13 protein-coding genes are annotated in these 10069 nt (G+C 54.8%); 1 reads left to right on the plus strand and 12 read right to left on the minus strand.

Translation table 11 applies throughout. The features are described from left to right. Positions 1–47 precede the first annotated feature (47 nt). The 8 genes from fusA to fkpA form a co-directional block, all read right to left on the minus strand. Positions 48–2162 carry an elongation factor G gene (gene fusA, locus AB1748_RS00255; protein ID WP_367395875.1) on the minus strand — a complete coding sequence of 705 codons (2115 nt, stop codon included), beginning with the start codon at positions 2160–2162 and terminating at the stop codon, positions 48–50. Between the two features lie 90 nt (positions 2163–2252). Next, entirely contained in the window at positions 2253–2723 is a 471-nt protein-coding gene (gene rpsG, locus AB1748_RS00260; protein ID WP_009087603.1) for a 30S ribosomal protein S7, read from the minus strand. A gap of 96 nt (positions 2724–2819) precedes the next feature. Next, on the minus strand, positions 2820–3194 hold the full coding sequence (gene rpsL, locus AB1748_RS00265; RefSeq protein WP_003852912.1) for a 30S ribosomal protein S12: 375 nt from the start codon (positions 3192–3194) through the stop codon (positions 2820–2822). A 124-nt stretch (positions 3195–3318) separates the two neighbouring features. Continuing rightward, complete coding sequence (gene tusB / locus AB1748_RS00270; RefSeq protein ID WP_111139692.1) at positions 3319–3606, minus strand: sulfurtransferase complex subunit TusB; 288 nt, start codon at positions 3604–3606, stop codon at positions 3319–3321. Positions 3607–3615: 9 nt separating this feature from the next. Further along, positions 3616–3975 (minus strand): sulfurtransferase complex subunit TusC, encoded by a 360-nt coding sequence (gene tusC / locus AB1748_RS00275; RefSeq protein WP_111139693.1) that lies wholly within the window; start codon positions 3973–3975, stop codon positions 3616–3618. Continuing rightward, on the minus strand, positions 3975–4361 hold the full coding sequence (gene tusD / locus AB1748_RS00280) for a sulfurtransferase complex subunit TusD (protein ID WP_111139694.1): 387 nt from the start codon (positions 4359–4361) through the stop codon (positions 3975–3977). Before tusD ends, tusC begins: the two co-directional genes overlap by 1 nt. After that, positions 4361–5083 carry a transcriptional regulator gene (locus AB1748_RS00285; RefSeq protein ID WP_111139695.1) on the minus strand — a complete coding sequence of 241 codons (723 nt, stop codon included), beginning with the start codon at positions 5081–5083 and terminating at the stop codon, positions 4361–4363. Before AB1748_RS00285 ends, tusD begins: the two co-directional genes overlap by 1 nt. Before the next feature lie 166 nt (positions 5084–5249). Beyond that, on the minus strand, positions 5250–6098 hold the full coding sequence (gene fkpA / locus AB1748_RS00290; RefSeq protein WP_111139696.1) for an FKBP-type peptidyl-prolyl cis-trans isomerase: 849 nt from the start codon (positions 6096–6098) through the stop codon (positions 5250–5252). Between the two features lie 269 nt (positions 6099–6367). Here fkpA and AB1748_RS00295 point away from each other — a divergent pair, with 269 nt between their 5' ends. Further along, complete coding sequence (locus AB1748_RS00295; protein WP_111139697.1) at positions 6368–6586, plus strand: SlyX family protein; 219 nt, start codon at positions 6368–6370, stop codon at positions 6584–6586. A 93-nt stretch (positions 6587–6679) separates the two neighbouring features. Here AB1748_RS00295 and slyD read toward each other — a convergent pair whose 3' ends face one another. The 4 genes from slyD to kefG form a co-directional block, all read right to left on the minus strand. After that, complete coding sequence (slyD, locus tag AB1748_RS00300) at positions 6680–7240, minus strand: peptidylprolyl isomerase (RefSeq protein WP_111139698.1); 561 nt, start codon at positions 7238–7240, stop codon at positions 6680–6682. Positions 7241–7437: 197 nt separating this feature from the next. Next, positions 7438–7632, minus strand: a complete 195-nt coding sequence (locus tag AB1748_RS00305) for a YheV family putative zinc ribbon protein (protein ID WP_010253033.1) — start codon at positions 7630–7632, stop codon at positions 7438–7440. A 23-nt stretch (positions 7633–7655) separates the two neighbouring features. Then, entirely contained in the window at positions 7656–9461 is a 1806-nt protein-coding gene (gene kefB, locus AB1748_RS00310; RefSeq protein WP_111139699.1) for a glutathione-regulated potassium-efflux system protein KefB, read from the minus strand. Then, positions 9462–10013 carry a glutathione-regulated potassium-efflux system ancillary protein KefG gene (gene kefG / locus AB1748_RS00315; RefSeq protein WP_111139700.1) on the minus strand — a complete coding sequence of 184 codons (552 nt, stop codon included), beginning with the start codon at positions 10011–10013 and terminating at the stop codon, positions 9462–9464. It lies immediately after the preceding gene. Positions 10014–10069 lie beyond the last annotated feature (56 nt).

Consider the following 10069-nt stretch of genomic DNA (forward strand, 5'->3'; position numbering starts at 1 on the left):
TGCCTTCACCCTCGGGTGAAGGCATCAGTTCAAATTTAAACCGTAGCTTATTTGCTACGAGCTTCAATAACGGCCTGCGCTACGTTGTTCGGCGCATCGTCATACTTCAGGAACTCCATGGAGTAAGAAGCACGACCTTTGGTCAGAGAACGCAGCTGAGTTGCGTATCCGAACATTTCAGACAACGGAACTTCAGCGTGAATCTGAACGCCAGTAGCGTTAGATTCCTGCCCTTTAAGCATACCACGACGACGGCTAAGGTCACCGATGACATCACCTGTGTTCTCTTCCGGCGTTTCAACTTCAACCTTCATGATAGGCTCAAGCAGAACAGGTTGCGCTTGTTTAAAGCCCTGTTTGAAGGCGATAGACGCGGCCAGTTTAAACGCCAGTTCTGAGGAGTCGACATCATGGTAAGAACCAAAGTGCAGACGAATACCCAGATCCACAACCGGATAACCAGCCAGTGGGCCTGATTTCAGCTGCTCCTGGATACCTTTATCAACCGCAGGGATGTATTCACCAGGAATCACACCACCTTTGATGTCGTTGATAAATTCGTAACCTTTCGGGTTCGAACCTGGCTCCAGTGGGTACATGTCGATAACAACATGACCATACTGACCACGACCACCAGACTGCTTGGCGTGTTTACCTTCAACATCGGTAACTTTGGTGCGAATTGCTTCACGGTAAGCAACCTGTGGTTTACCCACGTTTGCTTCAACGTTGAACTCACGCTTCATGCGGTCAACGATGATGTCGAGGTGCAATTCACCCATACCGGCGATGATGGTCTGGTTAGATTCTTCATCAGTCCATACGCGGAATGATGGGTCTTCTTTCGCCAGACGGCCCAGAGCCAGACCCATTTTTTCCTGGTCAGCTTTGGTTTTTGGTTCCACGGCGATAGAGATTACCGGCTCCGGGAACTCCATGCGCTCAAGGATGATGACGTTGTCTGGGTCACACAGGGTATCACCAGTGGTCACATCTTTCAGGCCGATCGCAGCTGCGATATCGCCCGCACGGACTTCTTTGATTTCTTCACGCTTGTTAGCGTGCATCTGAACGATACGGCCCAGACGCTCACGGTTTGCCTTAACCGGGTTAAACACGGTGTCACCGGTGTTAACCACACCAGAGTAAACGCGGAAGAAGGTCAGGTTACCTACAAACGGGTCAGTAGCGATTTTGAACGCCAGTGCAGCAAACGGCTCGTTGTCGTCAGAGTGACGAACAGCCGGCGTGTCTTTACCGTCGTCCAGCATACCGTTGATCGCGGTAACGTCAGTTGGTGCTGGCAGATATTCAACCACTGCATCCAGCATCGCCTGAACACCTTTGTTCTTAAATGCAGAACCACAGGTTACCAGGATGATTTCGTTGTTCAGAACACGCTTACGCAGAGATGTTTTGATCTCTTCTTCAGTCAGTTCTTCACCACCGAAGAATTTCTCCATCAGCTCATCAGAGCCTTCAGCAGCGGCTTCAACCAGCTTCGCACGCCATTCTTCAGCCAGTTCCTGCATATCAGCTGGAATATCTTCGTAGTCGAAGGTTACGCCCTGATCGGCGTCGTTCCAGTTGATTGCTTTCATTTTCACCAGGTCAACAACACCGGTGAATTTCTCTTCTGCGCCGATAGCCAGCTGCAGAGGAACTGGAGTTGCACCCAGACGAACTTCCATCTGGTTAACAACTTTCAGGAAGTTAGCACCCATGCGGTCCATTTTGTTAACGAACGCAATGCGTGGAACTTTATATTTGTTAGCCTGACGCCATACGGTCTCAGACTGTGGCTGAACGCCACCAACTGCACAGTAAACCATTACCGCGCCATCAAGCACACGCATAGAACGTTCTACTTCGATGGTGAAGTCAACGTGTCCTGGGGTGTCGATGATGTTGATGTGGTGTGGTTCAAACTGCTTAGCCATACCAGACCAGTAACAGGTGGTCGCAGCGGACGTGATGGTAATACCACGTTCCTGTTCCTGCTCCATCCAGTCCATGGTTGCTGCGCCGTCGTGTACTTCACCGATTTTGTGGTTTACACCGGTGTAGAACAGAACGCGTTCGGTAGTGGTAGTCTTACCGGCGTCGATGTGCGCACTGATACCGATGTTACGGTAGCGAGCAATGGGTGTTTTACGAGCCATTTGATTCCTCTGATTCTCGGACGTTCAAGGTAAGTCGACCCCAGCGGGTTGGCTATCTGAGCGCCCGCTGGTTTAACAACTACGTGGTTATTACCAACGGTAGTGAGCGAACGCCTTGTTGGCTTCTGCCATGCGGTGAACGTCTTCACGTTTCTTAACTGCAGTACCTTTGTTCTCTGCAGCATCAGAAAGTTCGTTCGCCAGGCGAAGAGCCATTGATTTATCACCGCGTTTACGAGCAGCATCTACGATCCAGCGCATTGCCAGGGCATTACGACGAACCGGACGGACTTCAACAGGAACCTGATAAGTAGAACCACCAACGCGACGTGACTTAACTTCGACAGTCGGACGCACGTTTTCCAGTGCTACTTCAAAAGCTTCCAGAGAGTTTTTACCTGAACGCTGAGCCAGGGTCTCAAGCGCGGTATAAACGATAGATTCTGCAGTAGATTTTTTACCATCTACCATCAGGATATTTACAAATTTGGCCAGCAGCTCTGATCCGAACTTAGGATCTGGCAGAATTTTACGCTGACCAATGACGCGACGACGTGGCATGGAAATACTCCGTTGTTAATTCAGGATTGTCCAAAACTCTATGAGTTTATTTTGACATTTAATTTAAAACGTTTGGCCTTACTTAACGGAGAACCATTAAGCCTTTGGCTTCTTCACGCCGTACTTGGAGCGAGCCTGCTTACGGTCTTTAACACCTGAGCAGTCCAGCGCGCCACGAACGGTGTGGTAACGCACACCTGGCAGGTCTTTTACACGACCGCCACGGATCAGGATCACGGAGTGTTCCTGCAGGTTGTGACCTTCACCACCGATGTAGGAGGTGACTTCGAAACCGTTGGTCAGACGCACACGGCAGACTTTACGCAGTGCGGAGTTTGGTTTCTTAGGAGTGGTGGTGTACACACGAGTACAAACGCCACGTTTTTGCGGGCAAGCTTCCAGCGCCGGCACGTTGCTCTTTGCAACTTTGCGGACGCGTGGTTTGCGAACCAGCTGGTTAACTGTTGCCATTAAATAGCTCCTGGATTTGCTTTTGCTTCGTAAACACGTAATAAATCGCCTCGTAGAATTACGAGGAGGCAGAATTTTAGGGCTGCGTCAAAGGGGTGTCAAGAAATAACCAGGTTTTAGCCGATCACCAGACCATTTGTTGCGGATGCCTGATCGTTAGCGTGACAAACCCATTATAGTCTACGGATTGCACGCTGGTCGAAATTTGTCCAGCGAGACCGCGCGCCTGGACGTCCTCCTCCAGCACCCACAGCGTTGCAGGGCTGGCGGCCAGCCGCTGCAGCGCGCGACTGCCCGCCACGGCTGCCAGTACCCCATCCTGCAGTAGCAGCAGGTCATCTCCGGCTTCTGTCATGGATATCAGCGTTTCAAGATCGCTGTGTGACGGAGAGTGCAGTAAAGTGTGCAGCATTCGCGCCTCTTAAAAAGTCAGGATACGGTCGTAACGGGCCAGAGTCTGGCGCAACGCAGGCGCATCCAGCAGCGTAACGTCCAGCAACCGTTCTGCCTCAGCATCCAGCCCCCGCGCCAGCAGCGATGTCCGGCAGAGATAGCACTGATCAATGTCATACAAAGCCAGTACGCCAAAGGTCGCCGCGTAGTGACGGCTCTTAATTGCCTCGGGTTGTTGATGCAGATTGAGCTGCAGTACGCCATCGCCGATAAAGAACAGGCCAATATCTTCACTGAGCGCGCCCGTTGCCAGTGCCGCGTCCAGCCCTTCGCGTCCGGCACTGCTGCCGTGCGGTGCCTGCGTAAAAACAAATGCGATGCGATTCATCAGAACTGCACCAGACGTTCGCAGCGCAGCGCCGCCTCGGCCAGCGCCCCCAGCCCGCTCAGGGTAAAGCCCGGCTGCAGGTTACTCCCCGCCAGCTGAAGCCGTGCCGACTCCTGCGCATCGCTTATGCCACGCCGCAGCGCGGCCGCCACACAGATATTCAGTGCCACGCCCTGCTCCTGATGTAATGTCTGCCACGCCCGGACCAGATCGAACTCATCGCTGGCTGGCGCAGTCAACTGATTCGCGTTCAGTACGCCTTCCCGGTAGAAGAACACGCTCTCCAGCTGATGGCCTGCCGCTAACAGCGCACGGGCAAAGAGCCACGCGCTGGTCGCCTGTTGCGTACCATAGGCCGGGCCGGTGACCAGCAGGGTGTAACGCATTACCGCTCCTGCCCCTGAAAGTCGCCATTTTTAAACTGGCGGATATAGAGATAGACCGTGTGCTTCGAGATGTTCAGGCGATCCGCCACCTGGTTTATCGCATCCTTGATGTCGAAGATCCCCTTCTCATAGAGATTCAGCACAATCTGACGGTTCTTGGCGTTGTTCGAGACATTGCGGTCCGCACTCACCTCTTCGATGGTGAACTCCAGCGTCTGCATCACCAGATCATCTACCGAGCTGGCGAAGTTAACGCTGGAATCGACCTGCTGCATCTCCGGTGGCATAAAGGTCGACATGATCTGCGAGAACGGCACATCAAGGTTCATGTTGATACAGAGCAGGCCAATCACCCGCTGCTGACGGTTACGGATAGCGATAGTGACCGACTTCATCAGCACACCGCTTTTGGCCCGGGTGAAATAGGCGCGCGACACATTACTGTCCGCCCCATGCATATCGTGCAGCATCCGCAGGGCTAAATCGGTAATCGGCGAACCGACTTTACGCCCCGTGTGCTCGCCATTGGCGATGCGCACAGCCGAACACTTAAGGTCTTCAAGCGAATGCAGGACAATCTCGCAATGGGAGCCAATCAGCATGGCAAGGCCATCCACGACAGCCTCGTACGATTTCAGAATATCGTAATCAGTTTGTTCGAACGGGCGCTGCTCAAGCAGATCGAAGTCGCTCAGTTCACCCGGATTGAATGGATTAGACATTGAAGAGTTTCACCCTGAATGGCTGGAGCCTGTCACAGCGGCTTATGGGCAGACTCAATATTGGGATAATTCGGCAGGCATTAGTCTGGCAAATGTCACCGGCTTATGCCAGAGGTTTGTCGTGAAGCGGAAATGAAACCGCCGCCCGGAGGCGGCGGCTGGCAGATTACTGCGCTTTCGGTGCAGCGGCAGCAGGCGCTGGCGCCTGTGCTTTTTCATCGGCCTTTGGTGCCGGTTTGATATCCAGCAGTTCGACATCGAACACCAGAGTGGAGTTAGCCGGGATGCCCGGAACGCCATTTTTACCGTAGGCCAGCTGTGGTGGGATCACCAGCTTGATCTTGCCGCCTTTCTTCACATGCTTCAGACCTTCAGTCCAGCCCGGGATCACGCCATCCAGACGGAACGAAAGTGGCTCGCCACGGGTGTAAGAGTTGTCGAACTCCGTACCGTCGATCAGCGTACCTTTATAGTTCACGACTACGGTGTCGCTGTCTTTAGGTGCGTCGCCGGTGCCCTCTTTCTCGACTTTATAGAGCAGGCCGGTTTCAGATTTCTTCACGCCGCTCTCTTTAGCAAATTTGGTTGCGTAAGCTGCGCCCTTATCGGCGTTCTCTTTCGCATCTTTTTCCATTTTCGCTGAGGCTGCGCCTTTCACGCGACCTTCGAAGGATTGCAGGGTCTGCTCGATCTCTTCATCAGAGAGTTTGCTCTTGCCACCGAATGCATCCTGAACACCTGCGATCAGCTGCTGCTTGTCCAGCTTAATGCCCAGTTTTTCCTGCTCCTTCAGGGAGTTGTCCATGTAGCGACCCAGTGAAGCACCCAGTGCGTAAGCAGACTGCTGGTCTTCATCTTTGAAGGCTGCATTTTTCGGTGCCTGCGGCGCAGACTGGGGTGCCGCGGCTGGTGCAGCCTGTGGCGCCGCAGCCGTCTCTGCCGCCATTGCCAGCGGAGCATTCAGCGCAACAGCCATTGTGGTAGCTAACAATGTGACTTTAAACAGTGATTTCATCCTTTCTCCAAAACCGAAGCGTCTAACCTCGGGAAACATTGCGGACCTGGGAGTCCACACTATAACTTTACGTGGCAGTGTCGAACACTCCCACAATGTAATTACCCGGTCTACCTCCGACCTTTATAACATCGGGAAGTTTCATCAGAGATGATGGCGCGCCCCGTTTTTTCAAGCGCAACGCCGGAGATCGTGAAAAAAACAGGTGATTCCTGGCAGTCAGGTCGTAGAATCACGCCCCGAGTCGCACCTTAACAGAGGAACAGGTCATGCAACAATCTGAGTGGGAACAGCGTCTGGAGACGTTAGAGAGCAAACTGGCCTTTCAGGAGATGACGATTGATCAGCTGAACAATGCGGTCGTCGAGCACGAACTGCAGATGAGCAAGCTGCGGGAGCAGATGCGGATTTTAACCGACAAGCTCAAGGCGAATGCGCCCTCTATGGTCGCCTCGCAATCGGAAGAGACACCCCCGCCGCACTATTAAGCGCAGCCTGTCTGGCGTTTCTCAGATGCGCCGGACCCGATGAGCGCCAAAAGAAAGGCCACCCGGAGGTGGCCTTGAACGGTCTGTTGAGACTTAGTGGCTGCAGCCACAGCCGCCTGTGCCACAACCGCCTTTGCCGTGATCGTGGTCGTGATCATGGCCGTGATCGTGGTCATGATGATGGCCATCAGCACCGTGAACATGGCCATGAGCCAGTTCTTCCGGGGTGGCTTCACGGATAGCAACCACTTCAACGTTGAAGTTCAGGTTCTGACCCGCCAGCATGTGGTTACCATCAACCACAACGTGATCATCTTCCACTTCGGTAATTTCTACCGGTACCGGACCCTGATCGGTTTCTGCCAGGAAGCGCATGCCGACCTGCAGTTCGTCAACGCCCATGAACACGTCTTTAGGAACGCGCTGCACCAGGTTGTCGTCATACTGACCGTAGGCATCGTTTGCCGGGATATGCACGTCAAACTTGTCGCCGGCAATGTGGTTTTCCAGCGCATTTTCCAGACCAGAAATCAGGGAACCATGACCGTGCAGGTAGTCCAACGGTGCACTCACCGGTGACTCGTCAACTAACACGCCGTCTTCTGTACGTACCTGATAGGCCAGGCTTACCACCAGGTCTTTTGCTACTTTCATGATATCTCCTAACCGTTGAGAGCTGAGATCCCGTCTCATTGGTCTATTCTTGCGTGCAATAACACCAACCAGAAAGGTTCGGGGCTGAGTACAAGAGGGGTTTCACTTTCTCTTGCGACTCCAGCCTTAATGGCGTCAATTGTAACGGAATTCAATGCCGCTGTAAGTTTAAGCGTAAAAAAAGCTGGTCGTTTACGCTATTCCGGGTGGAAAATGCCGATCACCTGCTCATTCGTGCGAACCTGATCGCGGGCCTGTTTATCGGCCTCACGCATCTGGTGACCACATTTCACGCACTCCACCACATCGACATTATTTTCACGCCACATCGCCAGCGTGTCCTTCTCCTGGCAGTGCGGGCATGTCGCACCTGCAATAAAACGTTTACGCATCAGCTTCTGCCTGTTTAAAGAGATTATTGATCATCGTCCCAGCCGTCGATCTGCCGCTTCTCGCGCTGCATTTCGCGCTGGAAGATATCTTCCAGTTCACGCCGCGCTTCACGGACGCGTGAAGCCTGGGCGCTTTCAGCCGGATTGGGCATCAGCTCGCGCAGCATCCGCATGTCCAGCCGGCGGAAATGCTGCTGGGCGCGGTGCGCCTGATGCGGATGCATCCCCAGCGACATCAATGTCTTGCGCCCCAGCTCCAGCGCACTGGAGAAGGTTTCGCGCGAGAACTGTGTGACGCCCGCCTGTAACAGCTCATGCGCTTCCACACGACCACGGGCGCGCGCCTGAATCTGCAACTGCGGAAAGTGCTGCTGGCAGAGATGCACGATGGTCATCACATCTTCCGGCTCGCTACAGGTAATCACTATCGACTGGGCGCTGGCCGCACCGGCGGCCCGCAGCAGCTCCAGCTCGGTCGCGTCGCCGTAATAGACCTTATAGCCATATTTCCGCATCAGATTGACCGCACTGATGTCGCGCTCCAGCACGGTGATGCGTTTGTTGTTCGCCATCAGCAGACGACCCACCACCTGCCCGAAGCGGCCAAAGCCCACCACAATCACCTGCGGCTGATCGTCCTCAACGAAGTGCTTTTCCGCCTCGTCGTCCGGCTCATTGAAGCGTCGCGCCAGCAGACGGTCGATGCCCTGCATCAGCAGCGGCGTGGTCATCATCGACAGCGTGACGGTGACCAGCAGCATTGGCAACTGATCGCCAGCGAACAGTTTTGCCGACGACGCGGCGGAAAAGAGCACAAAGGCGAACTCACCGCCCTGACTCAGCACCCCTGCAAACTGCTGCCGCTCGGAGCTGCGCAGACCATAAATGCGGGCCAGCAGATAGAGCACCACCGTTTTCACCGCCACCAGCGTGATCACGCCCAGCAGGATGGTCACAATATGGGTATAGAGCACCCCGAGGTTAAGCGCCATGCCTACCGAGATAAAGAACAGCCCCAGCAGTAACCCCTTAAACGGCTCGATCGCGACTTCCAGCTCGTGACGATATTCGCTCTCCGCCAGCAGGATACCGGCGATAAAGGTGCCCAGCGCCATCGACAGCCCCAGCGCATCCATAAAAAGCGCCGAGCCAAGAACCAGCAGCAGTGACGCCGCCGTAAAGACCTCGCGCACGCCTGATGCGGCGATATAGCGGAAGATGGGCCGCAGCAGATAGCGTCCGCCCACCAGCATCCCGGCGAACGCCACGACCTTCATGCCGACTTTCATCCAGTCGATATGGCCGCTGTCGGTGCCCGCCAGCAGCGGGATCAGCGCCAGCGCAGGGATGACCGCGATATCCTGAAACAGCAGAACCGAAAAGCCCAGCTGCCCCGCTTCGCTGCGGTTCATCCCCTTGTCCATCATCAGCTGCAGCGCCATCGCGGTCGAAGACATCGCCAGCCCGATGCCGCCGATGATCGCCGCCTGCCAGCTAAAGTCCGTCAGCCACAACAACCCGCCGAGGATCGCGGCGGAGAAGATAACCTGCGCCGCGCCGACCCCAAAAATGGAGCGGCGCAGCGCCCACAGCTTTGCCGGGTTCAGCTCCAGCCCGATGATAAACATCAGGAAGACCACGCCCAGCTCCGAGAAATGAAGAATCTCTTCGACGTCACTGATAAAGCCCAATCCCCACGGGCCGATAGCGATACCCGCAACCAGATAGCCCAGCACGGCACCAATCCCGAGACGAGCGGCCACCGGAACCAGCAAGACCGCCGCGACCAGATAGATCACCCCGGCGGTCAGCAGCGTTTGTCCTTCCATCTATACTCCTCCGTTCGGCAGCGGTGCTGCCAGCCAGTCGCCATAGGCGCGGGCGTAGTTTTTCATTAATTCCGGCCCCTGACGACGCGCCCAGTAGACGATCATCGGCGGCATCCAGTGCATCCGGCACATCTGCGCGGTCAGCTCAAAAGGACGCATAATGTCATTGAGCGAGTAGCGGTTCAGCCCCTGCTGTTTAAAGGCACTTTCCGGTTCGCCAGTGGTGACGACGCTGCGCCAGTACTTTCCTTCCAGCGCATTGCCATCCACGCCGTTGGCGAAGCCGCGCGACAATACGCGATCCAGCCACTCTTTCAGCAGGGCCGGACAGCTATAGGTATAGAGCGGATGTTGAAAAATGATGACATCGTGCTCACGCAGCAGCTGCTGTTCGTGATGAATATCGATAAAAAAATCCGGATAGGTCGCGTACAGATCGTGCACGGTGACATGTTCCAGCGCCTGAGCCGGCTGCAGCAGAATCCGGTTAGCCACCGAATCCTGTAATTCCGGATGAGCAAAAAGCAGTAATACCCTGGGTGGCTGCGACATCCTTTCCCTCCAAAGCGTCGTCATTGAGGCGGATTTCCGCTACCATGCACGACGCA

The organism is Pantoea sp. Ep11b, from assembly GCF_040783975.1.
Taxonomy (GTDB): domain Bacteria; phylum Pseudomonadota; class Gammaproteobacteria; order Enterobacterales; family Enterobacteriaceae; genus Pantoea.

Excerpts from the sequence above, each read along its gene's own strand:
- fusA (WP_367395875.1), bottom strand. The coding sequence starts at position 2,162 with ATGGCTCGTAAAACACCCATTGCTCGCTACCGTAACATCGGTATCAGT.
- rpsG (WP_009087603.1), bottom strand. The coding sequence starts at position 2,723 with ATGCCACGTCGTCGCGTCATTGGTCAGCGTAAAATTCTGCCAGATCCT.
- rpsL (WP_003852912.1), bottom strand. The coding sequence starts at position 3,194 with ATGGCAACAGTTAACCAGCTGGTTCGCAAACCACGCGTCCGCAAAGTT.
- tusB (WP_111139692.1), bottom strand. The coding sequence starts at position 3,606 with ATGCTGCACACTTTACTGCACTCTCCGTCACACAGCGATCTTGAAACG.
- tusC (WP_111139693.1), bottom strand. The coding sequence starts at position 3,975 with ATGAATCGCATCGCATTTGTTTTTACGCAGGCACCGCACGGCAGCAGT.
- tusD (WP_111139694.1), bottom strand. The coding sequence starts at position 4,361 with ATGCGTTACACCCTGCTGGTCACCGGCCCGGCCTATGGTACGCAACAG.
- AB1748_RS00285 (WP_111139695.1), bottom strand. The coding sequence starts at position 5,083 with ATGTCTAATCCATTCAATCCGGGTGAACTGAGCGACTTCGATCTGCTT.
- fkpA (WP_111139696.1), bottom strand. The coding sequence starts at position 6,098 with ATGAAATCACTGTTTAAAGTCACATTGTTAGCTACCACAATGGCTGTT.
- AB1748_RS00295 (WP_111139697.1), top strand. The coding sequence starts at position 6,368 with ATGCAACAATCTGAGTGGGAACAGCGTCTGGAGACGTTAGAGAGCAAA.
- slyD (WP_111139698.1), bottom strand. The coding sequence starts at position 7,240 with ATGAAAGTAGCAAAAGACCTGGTGGTAAGCCTGGCCTATCAGGTACGT.
- AB1748_RS00305 (WP_010253033.1), bottom strand. The coding sequence starts at position 7,632 with ATGCGTAAACGTTTTATTGCAGGTGCGACATGCCCGCACTGCCAGGAG.
- kefB (WP_111139699.1), bottom strand. The coding sequence starts at position 9,461 with ATGGAAGGACAAACGCTGCTGACCGCCGGGGTGATCTATCTGGTCGCG.
- kefG (WP_111139700.1), bottom strand. The coding sequence starts at position 10,013 with ATGTCGCAGCCACCCAGGGTATTACTGCTTTTTGCTCATCCGGAATTA.